Annotated in this window: 22 protein-coding genes; 12 read left to right on the forward strand and 10 right to left on the reverse strand. The window is 64.7% G+C overall.

The features are described from left to right. Nucleotides 1-165: 165 nt before the first annotated feature. The 3 genes from GM909_RS17040 to GM909_RS17050 all read right to left on the reverse strand — a co-directional run bounded on the left by GM909_RS17040 (nt 166) and on the right by GM909_RS17050 (nt 3,190). The gene (locus GM909_RS17040) at nt 166-927 is read right to left on the reverse strand and encodes an ABC transporter permease (RefSeq protein WP_157017987.1); all 762 of its coding nucleotides are present in this window, start codon (nt 925-927) and stop codon (nt 166-168) included. Continuing rightward, the gene (locus tag GM909_RS17045) at nt 924-1,850 is read right to left on the reverse strand and encodes an ABC transporter ATP-binding protein (RefSeq protein WP_157018037.1); all 927 of its coding nucleotides are present in this window, start codon (nt 1,848-1,850) and stop codon (nt 924-926) included. The genes GM909_RS17040 and GM909_RS17045 overlap by 4 nt, the downstream gene beginning before the upstream one ends. Nucleotides 1,851-1,942: 92 nt before the next feature. Then, entirely contained in the window at nt 1,943-3,190 is a 1,248-nt protein-coding gene (locus tag GM909_RS17050; protein WP_157017989.1) for an NAD(P)/FAD-dependent oxidoreductase, read from the reverse strand. A gap of 234 nt (nt 3,191-3,424) precedes the next feature. Between GM909_RS17050 and GM909_RS17055 the strand changes: the two genes are divergently transcribed. The 7 genes from GM909_RS17055 to GM909_RS17085 all read left to right on the forward strand — a co-directional run bounded on the left by GM909_RS17055 (nt 3,425) and on the right by GM909_RS17085 (nt 10,712). After that, a complete protein-coding gene (locus GM909_RS17055; RefSeq protein ID WP_157017991.1) occupies nt 3,425-3,802 on the forward strand; it encodes a VOC family protein in 378 nt (125 codons plus the stop codon). A gap of 121 nt (nt 3,803-3,923) precedes the next feature. After that, nucleotides 3,924-4,748, forward strand: a complete 825-nt coding sequence (locus tag GM909_RS17060; protein ID WP_157017993.1) for a metallophosphoesterase family protein — start codon at nt 3,924-3,926, stop codon at nt 4,746-4,748. Nucleotides 4,749-4,945: 197 nt separating this feature from the next. Continuing rightward, entirely contained in the window at nt 4,946-6,562 is a 1,617-nt protein-coding gene (locus GM909_RS17065; protein ID WP_157017995.1) for an ABC transporter substrate-binding protein, read from the forward strand. Between the two features lie 77 nt (nt 6,563-6,639). After that, nucleotides 6,640-7,620: an ABC transporter permease gene (locus GM909_RS17070; RefSeq protein ID WP_157017997.1), complete on the forward strand. Its 981-nt coding sequence runs from the start codon at nt 6,640-6,642 to the stop codon at nt 7,618-7,620. A 4-nt stretch (nt 7,621-7,624) separates the two neighbouring features. After that, nucleotides 7,625-8,608, forward strand: a complete 984-nt coding sequence (locus GM909_RS17075; protein WP_157017999.1) for an ABC transporter permease — start codon at nt 7,625-7,627, stop codon at nt 8,606-8,608. After that, entirely contained in the window at nt 8,605-9,663 is a 1,059-nt protein-coding gene (locus tag GM909_RS17080) for an ABC transporter ATP-binding protein (RefSeq protein ID WP_157018001.1), read from the forward strand. The genes GM909_RS17075 and GM909_RS17080 overlap by 4 nt, the downstream gene beginning before the upstream one ends. Next, nucleotides 9,660-10,712 carry an ABC transporter ATP-binding protein gene (locus GM909_RS17085; RefSeq protein WP_235911948.1) on the forward strand — a complete coding sequence of 351 codons (1,053 nt, stop codon included), beginning with the start codon at nt 9,660-9,662 and terminating at the stop codon, nt 10,710-10,712. Before GM909_RS17080 ends, GM909_RS17085 begins: the two co-directional genes overlap by 4 nt. On the opposite strand, the gene GM909_RS17090 is transcribed toward GM909_RS17085, so the two are convergent. Continuing rightward, on the reverse strand, nt 10,701-11,555 hold the full coding sequence (locus GM909_RS17090; protein WP_157018003.1) for a BKACE family enzyme: 855 nt from the start codon (nt 11,553-11,555) through the stop codon (nt 10,701-10,703). The genes GM909_RS17085 and GM909_RS17090 overlap by 12 nt on opposite strands. A gap of 73 nt (nt 11,556-11,628) precedes the next feature. Between GM909_RS17090 and GM909_RS17095 the strand changes: the two genes are divergently transcribed. Beyond that, the gene (locus tag GM909_RS17095; protein ID WP_235911949.1) at nt 11,629-12,528 is read left to right on the forward strand and encodes a MurR/RpiR family transcriptional regulator; all 900 of its coding nucleotides are present in this window, start codon (nt 11,629-11,631) and stop codon (nt 12,526-12,528) included. Further along, entirely contained in the window at nt 12,525-13,856 is a 1,332-nt protein-coding gene (locus tag GM909_RS17100) for an aspartate aminotransferase family protein (protein WP_157018005.1), read from the forward strand. The genes GM909_RS17095 and GM909_RS17100 overlap by 4 nt, the downstream gene beginning before the upstream one ends. A gap of 49 nt (nt 13,857-13,905) precedes the next feature. On the opposite strand, the gene GM909_RS17105 is transcribed toward GM909_RS17100, so the two are convergent. The 6 genes from GM909_RS17105 to GM909_RS17130 form a co-directional block, all read right to left on the reverse strand. After that, nucleotides 13,906-14,445, reverse strand: a complete 540-nt coding sequence (locus tag GM909_RS17105) for a nucleoside-diphosphate kinase (protein ID WP_157018007.1) — start codon at nt 14,443-14,445, stop codon at nt 13,906-13,908. A gap of 144 nt (nt 14,446-14,589) precedes the next feature. Continuing rightward, nucleotides 14,590-15,036, reverse strand: a complete 447-nt coding sequence (gene rnk / locus GM909_RS17110; protein WP_157018009.1) for a nucleoside diphosphate kinase regulator — start codon at nt 15,034-15,036, stop codon at nt 14,590-14,592. Between the two features lie 352 nt (nt 15,037-15,388). Beyond that, a complete protein-coding gene (locus tag GM909_RS17115) occupies nt 15,389-15,832 on the reverse strand; it encodes a universal stress protein (protein ID WP_157018011.1) in 444 nt (147 codons plus the stop codon). An 11-nt stretch (nt 15,833-15,843) separates the two neighbouring features. Next, a complete protein-coding gene (locus tag GM909_RS17120; protein ID WP_157018013.1) occupies nt 15,844-18,471 on the reverse strand; it encodes a TRAP transporter permease in 2,628 nt (875 codons plus the stop codon). Nucleotides 18,472-18,559: 88 nt separating this feature from the next. Then, nucleotides 18,560-19,528 (reverse strand): TAXI family TRAP transporter solute-binding subunit, encoded by a 969-nt coding sequence (locus GM909_RS17125; RefSeq protein ID WP_157018015.1) that lies wholly within the window; start codon nt 19,526-19,528, stop codon nt 18,560-18,562. 194 nt (nt 19,529-19,722) lie between these two features. Further along, a complete protein-coding gene (locus GM909_RS17130) occupies nt 19,723-20,688 on the reverse strand; it encodes a TAXI family TRAP transporter solute-binding subunit (RefSeq protein ID WP_157018017.1) in 966 nt (321 codons plus the stop codon). A gap of 227 nt (nt 20,689-20,915) precedes the next feature. On the opposite strand from GM909_RS17130, the gene asnB reads away from it, so the two are divergent. From asnB to GM909_RS17145, 3 genes are all read left to right on the forward strand, one after another. Then, nucleotides 20,916-22,436 carry an asparagine synthase (glutamine-hydrolyzing) gene (gene asnB, locus GM909_RS17135; protein WP_157018019.1) on the forward strand — a complete coding sequence of 507 codons (1,521 nt, stop codon included), beginning with the start codon at nt 20,916-20,918 and terminating at the stop codon, nt 22,434-22,436. A gap of 517 nt (nt 22,437-22,953) precedes the next feature. Then, nucleotides 22,954-23,412 (forward strand): (2Fe-2S)-binding protein, encoded by a 459-nt coding sequence (locus tag GM909_RS17140; protein WP_157018021.1) that lies wholly within the window; start codon nt 22,954-22,956, stop codon nt 23,410-23,412. A gap of 3 nt (nt 23,413-23,415) precedes the next feature. Next, a complete protein-coding gene (locus GM909_RS17145; protein ID WP_157018023.1) occupies nt 23,416-25,605 on the forward strand; it encodes a xanthine dehydrogenase family protein molybdopterin-binding subunit in 2,190 nt (729 codons plus the stop codon). Nucleotides 25,606-25,973: the final 368 nt, after the last annotated feature.

Raw genomic sequence — 25,973 nt, forward strand, 5'->3', positions numbered from 1 at the left:
CATCCCATGCCTGACCGCGTGCGGCCATGCATGCTCCGGGCGAACCGGAGCCGTGCGTCGGATCGGCAATGACAGTCCCCAAAGATCGAATCGCCTTCGATCGATGTGACGGAGAGTGAACGGATATCCTTTACCGGAAGTTAGCACCGCGAAATCCGCGACGCGTCACGGCCGCAGGCGGTAGCCGGTGCGGAAGATCCAGCCAACGACGGCCATGCACAGGGCGAGGAACACCAACGTCATGGCCAGGCTGACGCCCATGCCGACGTCGGACGCGCCGAAAAAGCTCCAACGAAACCCGCTGACGAGATAGACGACCGGGTTGAACAGAGTGACGGTGCGCCAGGCCGGCGGCAGCATGTCGATCGAGTAGAAGCTGCCGCCAAGAAAGGTAAGCGGGGTGATGATGAGCAGCGGCACGAGTTGCAGCTTCTCGAAGCCATCGGCCCAGATGCCGATGATGAAGCCGAACAGGCTGAAGGTCGCCGCGGTCAACACCAGAAACAGGACCATCCAGACAGGATGCTCGATTTGCAGCGGCACGAAAAAGCCCGCCGTGGCCAGGATGATGGCGCCGAGTATGATGGACTTGGTCGCCGCCGCGCCGACATAGGCCAGCACGATCTCCACATAGGAGACCGGTGCCGAGAGGATTTCGTAGATCGTCCCGGTGAAACGGGGAAAATAAATGCCGAACGACGCGTTCGAGATCGAGTGCGTCAAGAGCGACAGCATGATCAGCCCGGGCACGATGAAGGAGCCGTAGCTCACCCCGTCGACTTCCTGGATGCGCGAGCCGATCGCCGCCCCGAAGACGACGAAATAGAGCGTGGTCGAGATGACGGGCGAAATGATGCTCTGCAGCAGCGTGCGGAAGGCGCGCGCCATTTCCTGCCTGTAGATTGCCCAGATGGCTTGGTAGTTCATCTGCCCTCCCTCACCAGATTGACGAATATCTCTTCCAGCGTGCTCTGGCGCGTCGACAGATCGCTGAATCCGATCCCGGCCGTGTCGATATCCTTCAGGAGCCTGGTGATCCCTGTGCGGTCGCCCTGGCTGTCGTAGACATAGGTCAGTTCGTCGCCGGCCTCCGACAGCGTCAGATTATGCGCGATAAGGCTTTCTGGAATGCGCTCTACGGGCTCGCGCAATTGCAGCGTCAGCTCCTTGCGGCCGAGCTTGCGCATCAGTTCGGCCTTTTCCTCCACCAGGACGATCTGGCCCTGGTTGATGACGCCGATGCGATCGGCCATCTCCTCGGCTTCCTCGATATAGTGGGTGGTCAGGATGATGGTGACGCCCGAATCCTTCAGCCCGCGCACCATCTCCCACATGTCGCGGCGCAATTCGACGTCGACACCGGCCGTCGGCTCGTCGAGAAACAGGATCTGCGGCTCGTGCGACAGCGCCTTGGCGATCATCAGCCGGCGCTTCATGCCGCCCGACAGTTCCATCATCTTGCTGTTGCGCTTGTCCCACAGCGACAAGGTGCGCAGCACCTTCTCGATGAAATCGGGATTGGCCGGTTGGCCGAACAAGCCGCGGCTGAAGCTGACCGACTTCCAGACCGTCTCGAAGGCGTCGGTCGTCAGCTCCTGCGGCACCAGGCCGATCATCGAGCGGACCTTGCGATAATCCTTTTCGATGTCGTGGCCATCGACCAGCACGTCGCCCCCGGTGCGGTTGACCAGTCCGCAGACGATGCTGATGAGCGTCGTCTTGCCGGCCCCGTTGGGCCCGAGCAGGGCGAAGATTTCGCCGTGGCGCACGTCCAGGTCGACGCTCTTCAGCGCCTCGAAGCCGGATGTGTAGCGCTTGGAGAGATTCGATATCGAGATGGCTGGCTGCATGCGGGGGACATAGGTCATATGGAGCGATTTGTCAGGCTATTCCTTTGCGCAGGATAGAACCTCCTGACATGGCCATGCAGCCGCGCCGCCATCTACTGCGCGGCGGCGCGAAGGTCGGGTTCCGAAACGGTCCGCATCAGCGGCACGGAGGGATCGGCGGCGGCCAGTCTGTCGAGCATCACGCCAGTAGCGATCAGCTTGCGCGAGGCCATGTGATCGGCGGCTCGGTTGACGGAAAAGCAGGCAACCAGGCGCCCATTGTCGAGATGCAGCAGCGACCAGGCCGCGTCGGCCGGATCGCCACGCAGGATCTCTTCCGCTCCAGACCGTCCGACGCCGGCCATCTGCAGTTTCAGATCGTACTGGTCGGTCCAGAACCACGGCACGGCGGCAAGCGGCGCTTGCCGCCCGGCAATGTGGCCGGCCGCGGCCTTGGCCTGGTCGACGGCGTTCTGCACCGATTCGAGGCGCACCACCGCTCCGGCAAAGGGATTGTCGAAGGACGCACAATCGCCAACGGCGTAGATGCCGGGTGCGTTCGTGCGGCCGTGTTCGTCGACCCGGATGCCGCCGGCTTCAAGAGCAAGCCCCGCCGCTTCGGCAAGTTCGGTATTGGCGAGGCCGCCGACGCCGACGACGACGAGATCGGCAGCGATCGTCTCGCCGTTTGCAAGCCGCACCCCGGTGACGCGTGCGCCATCGCCCTCGATCGCCTCGACGCTTTGCGAGAAGCTCAAGCGCGCACCCCTGGAAGCATGATAGTCGGCCAGGAAATCCGCGACTTGCTGCGGCACGGAGCGGGCAAGAAGGCGCGGCGCGGCCTCGACCACGCGAACCGACTTGCCGTTCTTGGCCACGCTCGCCGCAACCTCCAGACCGATGAAGCCACCACCGATGACGACGATCGACGCGGCCGCATCGAGCGCCGGTTTCAGGGCGCGCGCCTCGGCCAGGCTGCGCAGGGTGTAAACGCCCTCGAGCCCGGCGCCCGGCACCGGCAGATCGCGGGCGCGCGAGCCCGTCGCCAAAATGAGCGAACCGTATTCGAACCTGTGGGCGTCCGTCTCGACGCGGCGCGCGGCCGGGTCGATCGCCGTCGCACATTGCCCGAGCCGGAGGTCTATGCCCTGGTCGCGGTAAAAGGCTTCAGAGCGAAGCTGAAGCTGGTCGGCCGTCTTCTCGCCGAGCAGGAAGGCCTTTGACAGCGGGGGTCGGTGATAGGGAAGATCGTGCTCGGCCGACAAGAGCGTGATCGGCTCCTGATAGCCCGATTGGCGCAGCGACGCGGCAGCCTGCACACCGGCATGCGAGGCGCCGACGATGACGGCTCCCTTGGTCATTGCCCAGCCCTCGCCGCCGAAAATCCGCACAACCCCGTCCTGTCGAATGAATTCGTCATCATCGCCGTCGTTTGATTGAATGCGCCATGCACCGGGCCGGTGCACCTGCCCCGCCGTTCAGACAAGCAGATAGTGGGTAGCCACGGAAATTGCCAGCCAGCGGGTCGCTGTTGCGCCAGAGATGCCACTCAGGCGCTGGCCTCGCAGATCATCTGCGTCTAGAATCGCAGCGCCATGCATGTGCGTTCGCTCGATCATATCGTTCTGTGCGTTGCCGATGTCGCGGCCACGCGGCGCTTCTACGAACGTATACTGGGGATGGAGCCGCGCGAGGAGCGGCCGGGCAAGTGGGCGCTCTTCTTCGGCGCCAACAAGATCAGCCTGCAGGATGCGCGCGCAGCGCCCGACATCGCCCGCAACACTGTGCCTGGCAGTGGCAATTTCTGCCTGCTGACAGACGTGCCGATCGCCGATGTGGCAAAGCATTTGCAATCCGAGGGCATACCCATTGCCGCAGGGCCGGTCGAACGCGCCGGTGCGCTCGGACGGCTGAACTCAATCTATCTGCGCGACCTGGACGGCAATCTCGTCGAGGTCGCAAACCAGCTCTGAACCTGCCGCCCGGGGGCCGAAAGGGATCGCCGCGCGAAGCTGAACCGTCATCGGCGTGTTATCATGGTTCCCCAACCATGCGTATCGCACGTGAGCCTATGCCAAACCCGGTAGCAAAACGATGAGCCGCCCCGTCCATTTCGTCCATCTGACCGATCTGCACCTTTCGCATCCCGACCACCGGGATCCCGAGCTTCTGTCGGACACGCTCGGGACCTTGAAAACGGTCAAGGCAATGGTCCGCGCCGTCCGGCCGCGGCCGGCCTTCATTCTCATCAGCGGCGACCTGACCAACCGCGGCGACGCCAAAAGCTATCGCCTGCTTGCAGAGACGATGGACGGCATCGATATCCCGATCGTCTATGCGCTCGGCAACCACGACAGCCGACCTGGCTTCTATGAAGGCATGCTCGGCCGCGACTGCAATCTCGAAGCACCCTATTGCCACGACACGGTGATTGACGACCTCCATGTCGTGGTGCTCGATTCCAGGGTTCCCGGCCGCATCGGCGGGGCGCTGTCGTCCGACCAGTTCGATTTTCTCCAATCCGCGCTCGACCGGCATACGGGCCTGCGCAAGATCATCGCGATCCATCACCCGCCGGCGCTCGACGAGGATGCAACGCTTGCCTGGGAGTGCCTCGACTGGGCCGACAGCCGCCGGCTGGCGGGGCTTTTGAAAGGCCGTGACGTCGCCGGGGTTTTCAGCGGCCACGTCCACTACGACAGGGTGACGTTCTGGCACGGCATGCCGGTCGTCGTCGGCACCGGCCTGCACACGGCCAACGACATCCTCTATGCAGACGGGCTGCGCATGGTCAGCGGCGCATCCTTCGGCCTGTGCACCTTGCGCGAATCGGGCCTGACCGTGTCTTTCGTGCCGTTGCCATCGGACCGGCACGAACTGCAGACGCTCGACTTGAAGACACTGCGGGCACTTATATAGCGGCTTGAACACGGCCCGAGCGGCGACCGCGCCTGGCCCAATATGCGCGCCATTCAGGCGGCCTGCTTCACGCAACGGCAAATTTCGCTTCACGCACCGGCTTGCGCCCGCAAGCGGTTTTCTGAATAGTGGCGCCAGAGTAAACCTGCATCACAATCATAAATCGCTGGTGCTCGAACAATGGGAGACAATCGACGATGATCCGACATACCAAATCCATTCTTGCCGGGCACGTGCGCCGTGCCGCGCTTGCGGCCGGGCTCGCGACCGCACTGGCGGGCGCGACATCGGCTCAGGCCGAGACGCTGCGCTTCGCCTTTCAGGGCACGCTCAACGCGCTCGACCCCTATACGCTCAACGAGACGTTCTCGCTGGGCATGTTCGGCAACGTCTTCGAAGGGCTGACGAAGCGGGACAAGGATCTCAAGATCATCCCGGGCCTTGCCGAGAGCTGGGAAACCATCGACCCGCTCACCTGGCGCTTTCACCTGCGCGAGGGCGTCAAGTTTGCCAACGGCAATGAATTCAACGCCGACGACGTCATCTTCTCGGCCGAGCGCGTGCGCGCAGAATCGTCTGACCTGAAGACCCGCATCCCTGCCGATTCGGAGTGGACCAAGATCGACGACTACACCGTCGAGGTGAAGCTGAAGACCCCCAATCCCATCCTGCACTATGAATGGGATACCTGGTACATCATGGACAAGGAATGGGCCGAGGCGGAAGGCGCCGTGGAGCCGGTCTCGGCCAAGGACACCAATCCTGGGCCTGCCGCCTTCAGGGCCAACGGCACCGGACCGTTCAAGATCGTCAGTCACGAGCCGGGCGTGAAGACCGTCTTCGAGCCCAACGAAGACTGGTGGGGCACGCCGGAGCATAATCTGACGCAAGTCGTCTTCACCCCGATCGCATCCGACGGCACCCGCGTGGCCGCACTCCTGGCCGGCGATGTCGATTTGATCGACCCCGTGCCGGTGCAGGACATTCCGCGCGTAGAGGCCGATCCCAATGCCGATGCCCTGACGGGACCGGAATTGCGGGTCATCCATCTCGGCTTCAACCAATTCCGCGACGAACTGCCGACGTCCGACATCAAGGGCAAGAACCCGTTCCGCGACGTCAAGGTGCGCAAGGCGTTCTACCAGGCGATCAACATCGATGCGATCAAGGAGCGCGTCATGCGCGGCTTGTCGACGCCGGTGCCGCTGCTGATCGCCAACGAGCTGTATGAAGGCGCAGGCGAATTCAAACGCCTGCCCTACGATCCGGAAGCCGCCAAGCAGTTGATGAGCGATGCGGGATATCCGGACGGCTTCACCGTCGGCATGGACTGCCCGAACGACCGCTACGTCAATGACGAAGCGATCTGCCAGGCCGTGGTCTCCATGCTGGCGCGCATCGGGGTCAAGGTGAACCTCAACGCCCAGCCCAAGGCGCAGTATTTCGCCAAGGTCCTGGCGCCGGGCGGCTATGACACCGATTTCTACCTGCTCGGCTGGACGCCCGGTTCGTTCGATTCGTGGAACGTCCTGACCAATCTGGCGGGTTGCCGCGACGAGACCGGAAAGGGCGGACCGTTCAACCTTGGCGGCTATTGCAGCGAAGAGGCCGACGCGCTGGCATCTGAGATCGTCAGCGAGACCGATCCGGAAAAGCGCAGCGAGTTGATCAAGCAGGCCTATACGATCCTGACCGAGGAAGTGTCGCATATTCCGCTGCACCAGCAGTCGCTGGCCTGGGGCAAGCGCTCCAACGTCGAGATCGTTCAGCGGGCCGACAACCAGGTCCTGTTCTACTGGGCCAAGGTGAACTGAGCAGGCGAACCCTGCCCGACGGCCCGCGCGGGTAAACCGGCGCGGGCCGCGACTGCACGCTTTCGGGACATTCCTTCATGATCGCATTCGCCATCAGGCGGCTCCTCCAAGCGCTCGGCGTCATGCTCGTCGTCGCCTTGATCTCCTTCATGATGTTCCGCTTCGTCGGCGACCCGGTGAACCAGCTCGTCGGGGTGGACACCTCGCCGGCCGAACGCGAGGCGCTGCGCCAGGCACTCGGGCTCAACGATCCCGTGCTGCTGCAGTTCGCACGCTTCGTCATCAAGGCGGCTCAGTTCGACTTCGGCATCTCCTACCAGTTCAAGCAGCCGGTCGCCTCGCTCATCGCCAGCCGCTTGCCGGCCACGCTGGAGCTGTCCTTCGTATCGGCTCTTTTCGCTCTCGCGGTGGGAGTGCCCATGGGCGTCTATACCGGGCTCTACCGCAACACCTGGCTGGCGCGCGCCTTCCTGACAATCAGCCTGATCGGCGTATCGCTGCCGACATTCCTGATCGGCATCCTGCTCATCTTCGTCGTCTCGGTGAACCTCGGCTGGCTGCCCTCCTTCGGGCGCGGCGACGTGGTCGATCTCGGCGGCGGATGGACCACCGGACTTTTGACCAAGTCTGGCCTGCAATCGCTGATCCTGCCCTCGATCACGCTCGGCCTGTTCCAGATGACGCTGATCATGCGGCTCGTGCGCGGCGAGATGATGGAGGTCTTGAGGACCGACTACATCAAGTTCGCCCGGGCCCGCGGCCTGTCGCGGCGCGCGATCAATTTCGGCCACGCGCTGAAGAACACGCTGGTGCCCGTCATCACCATCACCGGCCTGCAGCTCGGCTCGATCATCGCCTTTGCCGTCATCACCGAAACGGTGTTCCAGTGGCCGGGCATGGGGCTCTTGTTCCTGCAGGCGGTGCAGAATGTCGATATCCCGATCATGGCCGCCTACCTGCTCTTGATCGCCTTCCTGTTCGTCATCATCAATTTCATCGTCGACCTGCTCTACGTGGCGGTCGACCCGAGAATCCGCCTCGGCGGCGCAGCGAGTTAGGCCGATGTCTTACGCAACCGAGCCGGAAGGCAAGGCAGCACAGACCGCTCCCGAAGGCGTGAAGGGCGGCACGCGCCCTGGCTTCGTCAGGCGCATCGCCGATTCCGACATCTGGTACTCCTTCACGCGGTCGCCGCTGACCATGGTCTCGGCCGTGGTGACGGCGATCTTCATGCTGGCCGCGTTGTTTGCGCCGTTGATCGCGCCGCACAATCCGTTCGACCCGGCATCGATCTCGATCATGGACAGTTTCTACCCGCCGATATGGGAAGCCGACAGCGACCCGCGCTTCCTGCTGGGATCGGACGATCAGGGTCGCGACGTTCTGTCGACCATCCTTTACGGCATGCGCATCTCGCTCGCCGTCGGGTTTGCCAGCGTCATCTTCGCCATGGTCATCGGCGTGACGCTCGGACTGCTCGCCGGCTATCTGGGCGGCTGGGTTGACAGCGTCATCATGCGCATCGCCGATGTGCAGCTCACCTTTCCGGCCATCCTGATCGCCCTTCTCATCAACGGCGTGGCGCGCGCAATGGCTGGGCCGCAATCCTACGACAACGTCGTCTTCGCGGTCCTGGTCCTGTCGATCGGCCTGTCCTTCTGGGTGCAATATGCCCGCACGGTGCGCGGCTCGGTTCTGGTGGAAGCCAACAAGGAATATGTGCTGGCGGCGAAACTGATCGGGCTCAAGCCGATCACCATCATGTTCAAGCACGTGCTTCCCAACGTCCTCGGCCCGGTGCTCGTGATCGCCACGATCAACCTGGCGCTGGCCATCATCACCGAGGCCACCCTCTCCTTCCTCGGCGTCGGCGTGCCGCCCACCGAGCCGTCGCTCGGCACGCTGATCCGCATCGGCAACGACTTCCTGTTTTCCGGTGAGTGGTGGGTCACAATTTTCCCCGGCATCACGCTCGCCATCCTGGCGCTGGCCGTCAACCTGCTCGGCGATTGGCTGCGCGACGCATTGAATCCGAAGCTCAGATGACGACACCGACACTCTCCGTCCGCAACCTTCGCGTCGAAATCCCCACGCGCCGCGGCGTGCTCACGGCGATCGACGACCTCTCCTTCGACATCGCGCCGGGCGAGGTGCTCGGCATGGTGGGCGAATCCGGGGCCGGCAAGTCGATCACCGGCTCGGCCATCATCGGTCTGCTTGAGCCGCCCGGCCGGGTCGCCGGCGGCGAGATCCGGCTCGCCGGCGAGCGCATCGACAATGTGTCGCCCGACCAGATGCGGCGCATCCGCGGGCGCAGGATCGGCATGATCTTCCAGGACCCGCTGACCAGCCTCAACCCGCTCTACCGCATCGGCGACCAGCTCGTGGAAACGATCCTGACCCATGAGCGTCTTTCCCAGAAGGCGGCGCGCACAAAAGCGGTGAAGCTCCTGGAGGAGGTCGGCATACCGGCCGCCGAAGCCCGCTTTTCAGCCTATCCGCATCAGTTTTCCGGCGGCATGCGCCAGCGCGTGGTGATCGCCCTGGCGCTTTGCGCCGATCCCGAACTGGTGATCGCCGACGAACCGACGACGGCGCTCGACGTCTCGGTCCAGGCGCAGATCATCGCGCTGTTGAAGCGGCTTTGCGCCGATCGCGGCGCCTCGGTGATGCTGATCACGCACGATATGGGCGTCATTGCCGAGACGGCCGACCGGGTCTGCGTGCTTTATGCCGGGCGCCTGGCCGAGATCGGGCCGGTGCGTGCCGTGGTCAAGCATCCCCAGCATCCCTACACGCAAGGGCTGATGGCGGCGATCCCCTCGCTCGTCGGCGATCCCGACGCAACGCTGGCGCAGATTCCCGGTTCCATGCCGCGCCTCGGCGCCATACCGGCGGGCTGCGCCTTCAATCCGCGCTGCAACTTCGCCTTCGAGGCGTGCAGCGCGGCGCGGCCGGAGGTCTACGACGCCGGCACCAGCGACGCGTCCTGCTTCCTGCACGCATCCGAGGTCGCGCCATCCGCTCCGGCGGAAACGCTGCGCGCAGCCGACCAAGCGGGCATCGTGCTTCCTGTTTCAGCGAAGGAGACGATCGCATGAGCGTCGCCGCGATGCCCAAGGATGTTTCTCGGCCGGACAGCGGCAACAACAAGACACTGGTCGAGATCAACGGGCTGCGTCGCGTCTTCGACCTTTCCAAGCCCTGGCTCAATCGTCTGATCGAAGGCGGCGGCAAGGTCACCTTGACGGCGGTCGACGGCGTCGATTTTGCCATCCGCGAGGGTGAGACCTACGCGCTGGTCGGCGAATCCGGTTCCGGCAAGTCGACCATCGCCAAGATGACGGTTGGCCTTTTGCGGCCGTCGGCCGGCAGCGTGACGATCGGCGGCACCGATGTCTGGGGTTCGAAGGATGCCGAGGGCATGCGCGCCATGCGCCGCCAGATCCAGATGATCTTCCAGGACCCGTTCGCCAGCCTCAATCCGCGGTGGCGCGTGCGCGCCATCATCGAGGAGCCGATCAAGGCGTTCGACCTCATCTCCGACGCCAAGGACCGCGGCGAGCGGGTCGGCGAGCTCCTGTCGCTCGTCGGGCTCGACCCGCGCGACGGCCAGAAATTCCCGCACGAATTTTCCGGCGGCCAGCGCCAGCGCATCGCAATCGCCCGGGCGCTGGCATCCAATCCGCGCTTCATCGTCTGCGACGAGCCGACCTCGGCGCTCGACGTTTCGGTGCAGGCGCAGGTGCTCAACCTGCTGCGCGACCTTCAGGAAAGATTGGGACTGACCTATCTCTTCATCAGTCACAATCTCGCCGTGGTGCGCCATGTCGCGACACGCGTCGGCGTGCTTTACCTCGGACGGCTGGTCGAGGAGGCGCCGGCACGTGAACTCTTCGCCTCGCCGCAGCATCCATACACGAAAATGCTGCTCGAAGCGGTGCCGGACATCGAGATGGGAGGCTCCGAGCGCCAGTCGATCGCCGGCGAGATCCCCAACCCCGTCAATCCGCCGCCCGGATGCCATTTCCATCCGCGCTGCCCCCAGGCGATGGACCATTGCAGCCGCGATATCCCGCCCGTCTACCACGTCGGGGCGGCCAATGTGCGCTGCCACCTGTTCGGCGATGCCAAGCGGTCAGCTCGATAGGCGCCACAGCGCCCGCAATTCGTCCGCCTTCGCCAATGGAATGCCGACGCTCCCGAGCGCCGTTGCGGTCGCATGGACAAGTGCGGCATTGTCGGGCGCGAGCGCGCCGTCGGGCAGGCAAAAATTGTTCTCGAAACCGACCCGGATATGTCCGCCGAGCATGGCGCCGAAGGTCGCGCAGGCCGTCTCGCGCGCACCGAAGGCACAGACCATCCAGTCGGCAAACCGTGGACGCGCATCGGTCAGGAAGGGCAGCAGGTCGGCCGGCGCCGACTTCTGGCCTTCGGCATAACGGCCAAGGACATAGAGCACCGACAGCCGATCGAAGGGGATCAGGCCGCGCTTGTGCAATGCTGCCATGCGGTCAGCTTCCTCCGGTGTGTAAAGAATGATCTGCGGCGCGATCCGCTCGCCGGCCATCCAGGCGAGGAAATCGGCAAAGGCGGCTTCGCTTGCCTCGTCGGGCGCCAGCTCACGCAGCGCCAGCGAGGCGGCTTGCGGGCGCACCGCCCTGACGACAGCCATCTGCTCGTCGGGCCGGTATCTTCCGACGGCTTCGGTCGTGATCTGGATCACCAGGCGGTCGCCGACCGCGGCGCGCGTCGCGGCGATCGCGTCGCGGTAGGCATCGGCGTCGAGCAGATGGGCGCCGTCGCGGTCACGCACATGCATGTGGATCATGGCCGCGCCCGCGTCGAGACAGGCCGCGGCGGTCCGCGCGATCTCGTCGGCGGTCAGCGGTATTGCTGGATGGTCCGCCTTGCCGCGCCGGCCGCCATTGGGCGCCACGGCGATTGCCTTCGGTTCCACGACATCCGACCGTTCCTGCGCCGTTTCTGGCATCGCTTCACTCCGTATGATGCACGAATGCATTGCAATGCAACATTTGTTGCATATCTTTTGCAAGAGGTCTAGCATGACGCCCATGAAGTCCGCCCTTTCCCTTCCTGACCGCATCATTGCGGCATTCGACAGCCTGCCCGAACAGCTCGGCCAGGCGGCGCGCTATATTCTCGACAACCCGAACGACGTGGCGCTGCTTTCGATGCGCGAACAGGCGCGCCGCGCCGGCGTCAAGCCGTGGACCATGACCCGGCTTGCCCGGCGGCTCGGCTATGCCGGCTATGAGGACATCCGCGAGGAAAGTGCTGCCGCACTTCGCCGGGCCGCGCTCGGCTTTTCCGGACGGGCGGGCGCGCAGGCGGCACGCGAGGAGGGCGGCGGCGAAGACGGGCTGATGACCGACATCGCGCAGATTGTGGGCAATGGCGTCACCCGCCTCGCCGAACCCGCCACGATGAAAGAGCTGGCCGCAGCCGCAGCACTGATTTCAGGCGCAAGACGGGTCTATTGTCTCGGCCTGCGCGCCGGCTATCCGGTTGCCGCCCAGTTCGCCTATCTGATGTCCTTTCTCGACGATCGCGCCATCCTTCTCGGCCGCGGCGCGGGCACCGACCTCGACGCCATGCGCCACGCCGGTGCCGAGGACGTCCTCTTCGCCATCAGCGCCGCCCCCTATACGGGAGCGACCATCGAGACGGCGCGCTACGCGGCCCGCCGCGGGGTACCCGTGCTCGCGCTGACCGACAGCCCGGTCTCGCCGCTTGCGGCCATCGCCAGCCGGTCGGTGATCGTTTCGACCGACAGCCCTTCCTTCGTCCACACCATGACGCCGGCGCTCGCCGCCGTCGAAATCCTCGCCTCCCTTGTCGTCGCGCGCGGCGGCGCGAAGGCGCTGGAAGCGATCGCGGCGACGGAAGAGCAGCTCGCCCAACTCAACATCCACCTCTACGCCCCGCAACGGACCCAGCCATGACCCATATCCTGCATCGCCAGATTCATGCCGATCTCCCCACCGCCGTCGGCGGCGCGGGGGTGGAACTCTTCGACAGTCAAGGCCGCGCCTATATCGACGCCTCGGGCGGCGCCGCCGTTTCCTGTCTCGGCCACGGCCATCCCGACGTGGTCGCCGCCCTGCGGGCGCAGGCCGACAGGCTCGCCTACGCGCATACCGGCTTCTTCACCAACGAGCCGGCCGAAAAACTGGCCGATAGGCTCGTCGCCGGAGCCCCGGACGGCATCAGCCATGTCTATTTCGTCTCCGGCGGCTCGGAGGCGGTCGAGGCGGCGCTCAAGATGGCGCGGCAATATTTCGTCGAGATCGGTCAGCCGCAGCGGCGCAACATCATCGCCCGACGACAGAGCTATCACGGCAACACGCTGGGGGCGCTGGCAACGGGCGGCAATGAGCAGCGCCGCGCCCAGTTCCGCCCGCTGCTGATCGAGACCCACCACATCGACCCCTGCTACGCCTATCGCTACCAGGAGGCCGGCGAGACAGACGAAGCCTACGGCCTGCGCGCCGCCCAGGCGCTGGAAGACCGGATCCTGGAGCTCGGCCCCGAAACCGTGATGGCCTTCGTCGCCGAGCCGGTCGTCGGCGCGACGGCCGGTGCGGTGCCGGCGGTTGCCGGCTATCTCAAGCGCGTGCGCGAGATCTGCGACCGCTACGGGGTGCTCCTGATCCTCGACGAGGTGATGTGCGGCATGGGCCGCACCGGCACGCTGCACGCCTGCGAGCAGGATGGCGTGGCGCCCGACCTGATGACGATCGCCAAGGGGCTCGGCGGTGGCTACCAGCCGATCGGCGCGGTGCTTTTGTCACGCACGATCTTCGACGCGTTCGCCAATGGCTCGGGGCTCTTCCAGCACGGCCACACCTATATCTGCCACCCCATGGCCTGCGCGGCCGGGCTGGCCGTGCAGGAGGTGATCGCGCGCGACGGGCTGCTCGACAACGTCAAGGCGATGGGTGCGCGGCTTTCCCGGCGGCTCGGCGAGCGTTTCGGCAACAGCCCTCATGTCGGCGACATTCGCGGGCGCGGCCTGTTCATGGGGCTCGAGATGGTCGCCGACCGCGCGACCAAGGAGCCCTTCGATCCGGCCCTGAAGCTCAATGCCCGCATCAAGCGGGCGGCGATGGCGCGCGGGCTCATGGTCTATCCCTCCGGCGGCACGATCGACGGCGCGCGCGGCGACCACGTGCTGATCGCCCCGCCCTTCATCAGCGACGAATCGACGATCGACACGATCGTCGAGCGGCTCGGCGAGGCGGTCGACGCGGCGGTGAAGAACGGCGGTTAAGCGCAGGCCGGCATTTTGCGGCCGGCCTGCAATACCGCCGTGACGAGGCTCATGCCGCCGACGGACCGGGATCGTCAAATCCGTCGGGATCGACCGTCACAGGCGACGGCCGGTCGCCGGCGGCCCCGCGGACCAGTCTCAGTGTCGGTCTGCGCTGCGGCGGCCCGACCAAGCCATCCGCGGCTTCCTTCTCGCGTCGTTTGGTTTCGGGTTGATAGAGGACCTTGTCCAGCACGATCCGTTCCTTCATGACCCCGCGGTCATGAAGGTGGAACTCCTGACCTTCGGCAAGACCGAGAAGCGCCAATCCGCGCCGCGTGGTGATCGGCAGGAACATGCCCACGAGACCGACCATCCTGTCGTGAGAGATCACCCGCGTTTCGGGTTGGCGCCCGTCGACGCTGAATGTCACGCGGCTGTTCAAGGTGGCGACGTTTGCCGGAACATCGTCGCGAAAGACGACTGTCGCGGTTTCGATCTTTCTGGCGAGGAGCGCCGCCATGGGATCATCGCGTCCGAGACAGCGGTCGCGCATGACTTCGAGAATGGTGAAGTCTTTCGTGGTGAGGACGCAGATTTCTTCAGACATCGCAGTTTTCCTTTCGCCCGGACGGGCGATTGCGTTGAGACGAAACGGAAAATCCCCTGGCCGCGCACCGGCGGCACAGGGGCTACGATCCTGCGATGAGACATCCTCCGAACAGCGAGAGGCGACAGCGTTGCACGGCGAAGGTCATGACAGCGGATGCGGATGGTCCGCCGGCGCGATCGGAGCCGCGTCGGGCGCTTCGACACTCTCCACCGTCAGGCGATGCGTCTGGCCGTCACGCGTCGTCCAATCAATGGACTGCCCGGCCGACAGTCCGATCAGGGCGGTGCCGATTGGCGTCAGGATTGAAACTTTTCCCTCCGCAATATCGGCGTCACCCGGATAGACCAGCGTTACCGAACGTTCTTCACCCGCATCGGTCGTGAAGCGCAGAGCCGATCCCATGCGGACGACGCCGGATGCGAGACGGCCGTCTGCAACCACGCGCGCCCGGTCGAGTTCCGCAAACAATTGCTCCGCCGCGGCGGCGTTCTTTTCGGAGATGGACTCGGCCAACCGCGACAAGCGATCATGGTCGGAACGCGCCATCGTGATCGCGGGCTTGCGCGACTTCCTGCTATCGAGAACCATTCCAGGCCTCCTGACGGATGCCTGACCGCATACGCGCGCAGTTCCGGCGCAACGGTCAGAATTTTGATTGTGGGATTGAGTGTCGCGTATCCGACTTTGCTTCGGCCCGCGGTTGGGCAAGCATGTTCAGGCCCCGCGGCCGGAACGCGACGCTACCGGGCCGGGGCTTAGTGTCCCGCGATCGGGCACACTCTATGTAGACTGAATCGTTCAGACCTGGACATGGCCCCAAAGTTGGGTATTGCAGCCTGAAAGTCAAGCCGGGGACGCCGCGAGCTCACGCCGCGCAATGCTGGGCCATCAAGTCGAGAGCGTTGCGGGCAGTGGCATTTCGTCACCGCCACGCGGGCTCTCATGCGCCTTCCACGCCATCCCGGATGACGAAGACCGACTGGCGGGCGTGGCGCACGACGCGCGCGGCGTTGGGACCGAGCAGATAGTCCTTCAGTTCCGGCCGGTGCGAGGTCATGACGATCAGGTCGCAGCCCAACCGGTTGGCGACCTTCATGATCTCGTCATAGATCGTGCCATGGGCAACGTGGCCCCTGACCGTGACGCCGCTGTCCTCGCGCGCATCAAGCATGGATTTCAGCCTCTGGCGCACGGCTTCCAAGGCCGTCTCCTCGAAATTGCGCGGGAACGCGGCGCCGACGATCGACATCGTGTAGGTCGGCACGACGGTCAGGACGTCGAGCACGGCGCCGTAGCGCGCCGCCATGTCCTCGGCGATCGCCATCGTCCGGTTGCTCATATCCTCTTCGCTGAGATCCAGCGGAACAAGTATGCGCTTGAACATCGTCGCTCTCCTCAGAAGGCCGGGACGGTCTGACGGCGCCGCTGCAGCAGGACAACGAATGCGAGCACGATCAGCGCCGGTATGTAGAAGATCTCCTTGGGCATGCGTTCGGCCTGCACCTGCACCGTGGAGATCTCCACGGGCACATCGCCATAGAAATCGAATGTGTCGGTGAACTCGCTGAAGAACGGCGTTCCGGCGAAGGGCTCGTCAAGCACCGCCTTGCCGTCTTCCAGGCGCACCGTCAACCCGGCCGCGTCCAGACGCTGCCCCCCCTCGCCCGGCGCACCGAGATCGGCCAGAATGTGACGGTCGACGATCCGGTCGGGATTGTCGAAATCCGGTCCGGCAACGATCATGCGCAGCGATGCGTTGTCGGGCATTTCGGAGGCGATCTCCACGACCTGCGCGCCCGGCCGGTCATCATAGGGCGGCTGGACGTAGTCGAGCCAGAAGCCCGGCCTGAACAGGGTGAAGGCGACGAGAAGCAGGGCGATCGATTCCCACCATCGGCTCCTGGCCAGGAAGTAGCCCTGCGTGGCCGCGGCAAACAGCATCATCGCAATCACAGCGACGATGAAGACGAACACCGCCTTGTAGACCGTAACGTCTATCAGAAGCAGTTCGGTGTTGAAGATGAACAGGAAAGGCAGCAGCGCCGTGCGGATATCGTAGGCAAAACCCTGAATGCCGGTGCGGATCGGATCGCCGCCCGAGATCGCCGCCGCCGCAAAGGCGGCAAGCCCGACCGGCGGCGTGTCGTCGGCCAGGATGCCGAAATAGAAGACGAATAGGTGCACCGCCACCAGCGGCACGATGAGCCCGGTCGAGGCGCCGACCGAAACGATGACCGGGGCCATCAGGGAGGAGACCACGATGTAATTGGCCGTCGTCGGCAAGCCCATGCCGAGGACGAGGCTCATGATCGCGACCAGGAACAGCATGGCCATCAGATTGCCGCCGGAAAGGTACTCGACGAACTCGCCGACGACCTGGTGCGCGCCGGTCAGCGACACGGTGCCGACGATGACGCCTGCCGCGCCCGTCGCCACGCCAATGCCGATCATGTTGCGCGACCCGCCGATCATCCCGTCGAAGAAATCCGACCATCCCTCGCGCAGCCCCTGCGTGAGATCGCCCTGGTTGCGGAACATGCGCTTGAGCGGCCGCTGGGTGAGCACGATGGTGATCATCGATATCGTCGCCCAATAGGCCGAGAGTGTCGGCGACAGACGCTCGACCAGGATGCACCAGATCAGGATCACGATCGGCAATACGAAGTAGAGTCCGGTGACGGCCACCTCGCCCGCGCGCGGCAGGACGTCCATCGGAGCGTTCGGGTCGTCCAGTTCGAGATCGGGGTGCCTGGCCGCCGTGTAGAGCAGGATGAGATAGGCCACGAGGAACAGCACCGCTGCCGTCCAGAACGTCATGCCCGGAAAGGCCGTCTTGATCCAGCCGAGGCCGTAATAGACGGCGCCCGCCAGCACCGCCATGGCGATGAAGCCGAGCAGTACGCCGGACAGACGCCGTGCAAGCGTGCCGGTCACGGTCGGACGCTCGAGGCCCTTCAAACCGAGCTTCAGCGCCTCGAGATGGACGATATAGACCAGCGCGATATAGGAGATGACGGCCGGCAGGAAAGCGTGCTTGATCAGGTCGGGATAGGCAACGCCGGTGAACTCGGAAATGAGGAAGGCGGCCGCACCCATGACCGGCGGCGTGAGCTGGCCGTTGGTCGAGGACGCCACTTCGACGGCGCCGGCCTTTTCGGGCTTGAAGCCGGTGCGCTTCATCAGCGGAATGGTGAACGTGCCGGTGGTCACCACATTGGCGATCGATGACCCCGAATAGAGGCCCGACAGCGCCGAGGCGACGACGGCCGCCTTGGCCGGGCCGCCGCGCAGATGGCCGAGCAGGGCGAAGGCGAGCTTGATGAAGTAGTTGCCGGCGCCGGCCCTTTCGAGCAGCGAGCCGAACAGCACGAACAGGAAGATCATCGAGGCCGAGACGCCGAGCGCGACGCCGAACACGCCCTCCGTCTGCATCCAATAGTGCCACATCGCCTTGCCGAAGGAGGCGCCCTTCCACTGAATGGCACTGGGCATCCAGGAGAGATGGCCGAAGAAGACATAGAAGACGAAGACGGAGGCGACGATCACCAGCGGCAGGCCGAGCGCCCGGTAGACGGCAATTGCCAGCGACACCATACCGATGGTGGAAAAGACCAGGTCGGCCGTCGTCGGCAGGCCGGCGCGTGCTGCAATGTCGTCCTTGAACCACAGAAGATAGAGGCAGGACGCAGCGCCCAGCGCCGCCAGCACCCAGTCATAATAGGGCACGCGGTGGCGCGAACTGGACTTGAACAGCGGATAGGCCAGCATCGACAGCACCAGTGCGAATGCAAGGTGAATCTGCCGGGCCTCCTGATTGTTGAAGACCAGATTGAGGCCCGTCAGGCCGGTCAGCGTGAAGGGGATGTCGGAGGCGACGTAGAGTTGGAAGAGCGCCCAGATGAAGGCGATCGCGATGATGATGCGCCCGGCGAGCCCGGTTGCGTCGCGGGCCCCGCTTTCGACCTCTGCCACCATCATGTCGACATCGACGCCGGTCTTCTTGGTGGCCGATTCGTCCGTCATTGCCTGGTACTCCCTCGTAGTGCCGCGTCACGTTCCCCGATGACACGAAACGGCCCTGGCAGCACCTGCCCGGGCCGCGAAACCGGAATTACATCCAGCCGCGTTCCTTGTAATATTTCTCCGCGCCCGGATGCAGCGGCGCCGAAAGCCCGTCCTTGGCCATTTCTTCCGCCTTGAGGTTGGTGAAGGCCGGGTGCAGCTTCTTGAAATCGTCCAAGTTGTCGAATACCGCCTTGACGACGGTGTAGACCACCTCGTCCGACACGTCCGCCGAGGTGATGAAGGTCGCGCCGACGCCGAAGGTGGTGACGTCACCGTCGGTGCCCTTGTACATGCCGCCCGGTACGGTGGCGATGCGGTAGTAAGGATTGTCGGCGACCAGCTTCTCGATCGGCTCGCCGTCGACCGACACGAGTTCGACGTCACAGGTCGTCGCCGCCTCGGTGATCGCAGCCGCCGGGTGGCCGATCGTGTAGATCATGGCGTCGATCTTGCCGTCGCATAGCGCCTGGGCCATTTCCGAGCCCTTGAGCTCGGCCGCCAGCGCGAAATCGTCCATGGTCATGCCGAACGCCTCCATGACGATCTCCGTCGTGGCGCGCTGGCCGGAGCCCGGATTGCCGACATTGACCTTCTTGCCCTTCAGGTCCTGGAAGCTCGCAACGCCCGTGCCCTTGCGCACGACGAGCGTGAAAGGCTCGGGATGAACGGAGAACACGGCCCGTTCCTTCTCGAACGGTCCCTGTTCCTCGAATTTCGAGGTGCCGTGATAGGCGTGATACTGCCAGTCAGACTGGGCGACACCGAATTCCAATTCGCCGGTGCGCACCGTGTTGATGTTGTAGACGGAGCCGCCCGTCGACTCCACCGAGCAACGGATCCCGTGTTCCTTGCGATCCTTGTTGACCAGGCGGCAGATGGCGCCGCCGGTCGGATAATAGACACCGGTCACGCCCCCCGTGCCGATGGAGATGAACTGCTGTTCCTGGGCCTGTGCCTGAAACGCAAGACCGGCAAGAGACAGGCCGGACAGGGCCCCGACGAGCAATTTTCTCATGATTTTCTCCCAATTTCCCCAAGTTCGCCAAGCCGCGTGCCGCGACTATACGGTGGCCCGCCTCGACACACCATACTCGTGGCCGGCACGGCCTACCGATATCCCCACTTGAAGGCCGGCTAAGGATGCTCCGGCGCCGCAGCCGATACAAGAAAGGCCCGGGTGCTCGAACACCCGGGCCTTGAAGGCGGAAATTACATCCAGCCCTGTTCCTTGTAGTACTTCTCCGCGCCCGGATGCAGCGGCGCGGAAAGCCCGTCCTTGACCATCTCTTCCTGCTTCAGATTGGCGAAGGCCGGGTGCAATTTCTTGAAGTCGTCGAAGTTCTCGAACACCGCCTTGACAAGCGTGTAGACGACCTCGTCGGACACGTCGGCCGACGTCACGAATGTCGCGCCCACACCGAAGGTGGAGACCTCGTTGTCCTGGCCGGCATAGGTTTCCGGCGCGAGGGTGGCCAGCCGGTAATAGGGCTTGTCGGAGATGAACTCCTCGATCTCTGGACCCGACACGTTGGCGATGACGGCGTCACAGGTCGAAAGCGTTTCCTGGATCAGCGCCGAAGGATGGCCGACCGTATAGAAATAGGCGTCGACCCTGCCGTCGCACAGCGCCTGTCCGGTCTCTGCCGGCTTGAGTTCGGCAGCCAGCTTGAGTTCGCTCGAATCGACGAGCCCGGCTTCCTCCATGGCATCCCACAGCGCCCTCTGCCCGGAGCCGGGGTTGCCGATATTGACCGTCTTGCCGGCCAGGTCGGTGTAGTTCTCGATGCCTGCATCGGCTCGGGTGACCAGCGTCGCCGGCTCCGGATGCACGGAGAACACGGCCCTCAGGCCCTCGAAGGGCTTGCCGTCCCATTGCGCCAGGCCGTTATAGGCATTCGACTGTACGTCCGACTGCGCCACGCCGAAATCGAGCTCTCCGGCCTGAATCGTGTTGACGTTGTAGACCGAGCCGCCGGTCGATTCGACGGAGCAGCGGATGCCGTGCTCCTTCCGATCCTTGTTGACCAGACGGCAGATGGCACCGCCTGTCGGGTAATAGACTCCCGTCACGCCGCCCGTGCCGATGGAAATGAACTGCTGATCCTGGGCCATGGCCTGGACGGCGAGCCCTGCGACGGATAGGCCGGACAGAACCCCAACGAGCAATTTCCTCATGACAACCTCCATTTGTGCCGTATTTCGATGTGATGCATTGAGGCACGATAGGGTGGCGAAGGTCAATGTGCCGCCCCCTATCGGCTCCGTTGCTGATCACACGTTCTGCGCGAGCGATCAAGCAAGACGATAGCGGCACGCCATGACCGTTGCGCGGCATTCCGGGCAGACGAACCCGCCTATGATGGGCTGCGGGCATTCACAATATTGCGGACACGAGGGACGGCATGTGCGGATTCGTTTGTTTGTGGAAAATCGGCGACGAGGCGCTCGCCACGCACATGATCGAAAAGATCGCGCATCGCGGCCCGGACGCGGTTGAGGTGATACGCGCGGCCAACGCACCCGCCGTCATGGCGCATTGCCGGCTTTCCATCATCGGCCCGCAGGACGGCGCCCAGCCGATCTACCAGGGCGAAGACATCCTCGTCGTCAACGGCGAAATCTACAACCACGCCGATCTCAGGGCGATCCTCGGCGAAAGCGCGTTCGAGACGAAGAGCGACAGCGAGACGATCCTGCATCTGTTCCGCAGCGACGCGCTGCGCTGGGTGTCACGGCTCGACGGAATGTTCGCCTTCGTGCTGGCGACGCCGCAACGCATCATCGCCGCGCGCGACCCGCTCGGCATCAAGCCGCTCTACGTGGCGGCGATCGGCGACGGTTTCGCCTTCGCTTCGGAGCTCAAGGCGTTTGACGGCGTCGCGGTCTCGGCGATCACCGCCATCCCGCCCGGCGGCATGTTCGACAGCACCAGCGGCTTGCGGCGCTGGTACCGCATGCCGCACGGCGCGGCCGAGCCGGAGCCCGATATCGACGAGGAGGCGGTATGGCGCGAATTGCGGCTGGTGCTCGAAGAAGCGGTTGCCAAATGGATGGTCGCCGATGTCGAAGTCGGCTCCTTCCTGTCGGGCGGTCTCGACAGTTCCATCATCGCCGCGCTCGCCGCGCGCGCCGCGCCCTACAGGCTGAAGACGTTTTCAGTCGGCCTTGCCGGCAGTCCGGACCTTCTGGCCGCACGACGGGTGGCCGATCATCTGGGCACCGACCATCATGAACACGCCTTCACCGCCGAGGATGTGGCCAAGGTGCTGCCGCATGTCATCTACCATCTGGAAAGCGCCGACGTGGACCTGGTGCGCAGCGCCATTCCCACCCATTTCGCCGCCGCCCTGGCGCGCCGGCACGTCAAGGCCGTGCTGACGGGCGAAGGCGCCGACGAGCTCTTCGCCGGCTACGCCTATCACCACGCGTATGTCGACCAGCCACGGGCATTGGCCGACGAGCTCACACGATCGCTGGGCGCCATGCACAACATCAACCTTCAGCGCGTCGACCGCATCACCATGGCCGAGGGGCTCGAAGCGCGCACGCCGTTTCTCGACCGCGAGCTGATCGATTTCGCGCAATCGATCCCGGCGACGCTGAAACTGCGCCGCACGGATCCGCAATCGGCCGAAAGCACAGGAGAAACGACGGAAAAATGGGTGTTGCGCAAGGCCTGCGCCGACCTTTTGCCGCACGATCTGGTGTGGCGCAAGAAGGCGCAATTCGACGAGGGCTCGGGCACCGTCGACGCGCTCGGCGAGGCGCTGCGCATCATTTCGGGATCGCCGACGCCGCTCGACCGGCAGGAAGAGGCGGCGCTCTACGAAAAGCTGCTGCGGCAGCGCTTCGCCGATCCCGAGCGCATATTGCGCAATGCCGGGACCTGGGAAGCCGGCAGGGTCGATGCCGGCGCCGACTGACGAGCGACACGGTGCGGCGGCGATGCTCGCGTAAATTTGAAAATCGGGCATCGGCACTTCTCGGTTGCCGCCGTCATTTCCGATAAATCCAATCCTTCCAGCGATTTACCGTAGATTGAGGCCGCATGAGAAGGGGCGCGCCTTGAACCTTGCGCGCGGCACCTGTGCATCTGGCTAGGCCGAAAGGACTACCCCGCCGACCGTTTCCTGTGCAATGATCATCTTGCAATGCCCAACATCGTTCACCGCACCGCAGACACGCATGTGCACGCCTTTAGCTGGCATACGCAGGACGTGGCCGACTGCTTGCACATTCCTGGGCACATTCCGGGAAACGGGCAGCACCAGGAACGTTGCGCACCGGTTCGGCCGAACGCCTGACGGGCACCGCCATTTCCGCCGGCGACACGCATGGTCGTGCCTGCCGGAAGACGCCAGGACCGGCCGCGCCCGCATCGCGGCCCGTCGATCGACCACGATAGCCAAATCGGATCATCGGTTCCGGGAGTAGCCACTTATGATCAGCATCAACATCAATGGACAGAACCACCAACTCGACGTCGAGGAGGACATGCCCCTTTTGTGGGCCATCCGCGACATCGTCGGGCTGACAGGAACGAAGTTCGGCTGCGGCATGGCGCTATGCGGCGCCTGTACGGTCCATCTCGACGGCTTTCCGGTCCGCTCGTGCCAGACCATGGTGGGCGACGTCGGAGAGTCCAAGATCACCACGATCGAGGGGCTCGACGACCATGTCGCCGAGACCGTGCAGACCGTATGGGCCGAAATGGACGTGCCGCAATGCGGCTATTGCCAGTCGGGCCAGATCATGTCGGCGGTGGCGCTGCTCACCGAGACGCCGAAGCCCAGCGACGACGACATCGACGCCGCCATGAGCGGCAATCTGTGCCGTTGCGCCACCTATCAACGCATCCGCGGCGCGATCCACGAATCCGCCCGCCGTCTGGAGGCCTGAGCCATGCTGCACACCATGAACATGCCACGCATCCTGACCCACGCCGTCAAGCCGACACGGCGCGGTTTCCTGATCGGAACAGCCGCCATGGCGGGCGGAATTGCCATCGGCTTCCGGCCGTCCGGCGCCGCTGCGGCCGACGAGGCGGCCAGCCCGTTCGACGTCTATCTGACGATCGGCCCGGACGATAAGGTAACCGTCATCTCCTCGCAATTCGATATGGGCCAAGGCTCCTATCACGGCATCGCGACGCTGGTTCTGGAAGAACTCGGCGCGCGCTTCGACCAGGTCGACGTGGTCGGCGGCTGGGGCTCGGCCGAGAATTACGGCAACATGGCCATGGGCGGCGCCTTCCAGCTCACCGGCGGGTCGACTTCCATGGCGTCCTCCTGGGATCGCTACAGGATCGCCGGTGCCACCGCGCGCCAGATGCTGATTGCCGCCGCCGCCAGCGAATGGGGCGTGGACGAAGCCGAAATCTCGATCGCCGATGGCGTCGTCACGGACGATGCGGGCAACAAGGCAAGCCTTGGCGCGCTGGCCGAAAAGGCCGCCACCATGCCGCCTCCCGCCGACCCGGTGCTCAAGGAGCCGGCAGAATGGTCGGTCATCGGCAATGAGGATGTGCGGCGCTACGACAGCGCCCCGAAGACCAACGGCACGCACGACTTCACCATCGACGTGCAACTGCCCGACATGCTGACGGCGGTGATGATCCACCCGCCGAAGTTCGGTGCCCGTGCAGCCTCATTCGACGGCGAAGCGGCAAAGGCGCTTGCCGGCGTTGTCGACGTTGTCGAGACGCCGCGCGGCATCGCGGTTGTCGGCGAGCATATGTGGGCCGCCATCAAGGGCCGCGAGGCGGTCACCGTGGAATGGGACGAGTCCGGCGCCGAAAGCCGCGGCTCGGACGAAATCCTGGCCGAGTATCGCGCGATGGCCGCCGAAACGCCGGCGGCGGTCGCACGGCAGGACGGCGACAGCGCAGCTGCGATGGCGAATGCGGAGCGGGTGATCGAGGCACGCTACGAGTTTCCCTATCTCGCCCATGCGGCGATGGAGCCGCTGAATGCGGTCGCGCGCTTCAACGCCGACGGCACGGTCGAGGTCTGGGGCGGGCACCAGATGCCCGATCTCAACCAGATGGTTTCCGCCCAGATCGCCGGCACGACGCCGGACAAGGTGAAGCTGCACGTGATGAAGACGGGCGGCGGGTTCGGACGGCGCGCCGTGGCCGACGCCGACGTCTTCGTCGACGCCGTGGCCACCGCCAAGGCGCTCGGCGGCAACCGGCCGGTCAAGCTTCAGTGGACACGCGACAACGACATGAAGGGCGGGCGCTACCGGCCGGCCTATGTCCATGCCATGAAGGCGGGCCTCGACGCCGACGGCAACATCGTCGCCTGGGAGCATCACATCGTCGGCCAGTCGATCATGAAGGGCACGCCGATGGAAGCAATGATCGAGAACGGCGTCGATGCGACCTCGGTGGAAGGCGCGGCCAACCTGCCCTATGCCTTCCCGGCCCAGACGGTCGGGCTGACGACGAGCGATGTCGGCGTTCCGGTCTTGTGGTGGCGCTCGGTCGGCTCCACCCACACGGCATTTGCCGTCGAGACCTTCCTGGACGAACTGGCCGAAGCGGCAGGTGCCGATCCGCTCGACTTCAGGCTGGCGCTATTGAAGGACCACCCGCGCCATGCCGGTGTGCTGAAGCTGGCGGCCGAAAAGGCCGGCTGGGGCACGCCGCCGCCCGACGGCCGCGTCAGGGGCATCGCGCTTGCCGAGAGCTTCGCCACCCATGTGGCGCAGGTGGTCGAGGCGAGCGTCGAGGGCGGCGACGTCCGGGTGCACAAGGTCACCTGCGCGGTCGACTGCGGCGTTTCCATCAATCCCGACACGATCCGCGCCCAGATGGAGGGCGGCGTCGGCTTCGGCCTCGGCGCCATTCTCGCCGAAGAATTGACCCTGACCGACGGTGTCGTGAACCAGGAAAACTACGACACCTACACGCCGCTCAGGATCGAACAGATGCCCGAGGTCGAGGTGCACATCGTGCCATCGAGCGAGCGGCCGACCGGGGTCGGCGAGCCCGGCGTGCCGCCGATCGGGCCGGCCGTTGCAAACGCCATCTATGCTGCGACCAAGCAGCGCGTGCGCACGCTGCCGATCGCCAAGGGGCTGGGCGCGTAGGGGAAACGATCGCGCCTCAATGAATGCGACGACGCCGCGGACTGAGGACAGCCCGCGGCGTTTGCACTTGGCGCCGGCGTCAAACAGACCGACGACCACATCTGGCTCGTCTCATTCACGCATTGTGATCTGGGATATATCGACCTCGAACAGAGGACCTTGCAGACCATCGACTACCCGTTCGGCACGAGGTTGTCACCCATATCTTAGGTACGATCTGTAACCAATGTGTCCGGGCCATACATGATGGAAGTGGCGCACCGCACCGGGTGAAGATGAGAACAGAGGTGGACCCGTCTGATGAGACAGTTTGGCGGCTTGGCTAAGGTGGATCGGGTTCGTTTTACGCCGCCAGTCGCTCCGTCGTT

The organism is Mesorhizobium xinjiangense, from assembly GCF_009749525.1.
In the GTDB taxonomy this organism is placed as follows: Bacteria; Pseudomonadota; Alphaproteobacteria; order Rhizobiales; family Rhizobiaceae; genus Mangrovimarina; species Mangrovimarina xinjiangensis.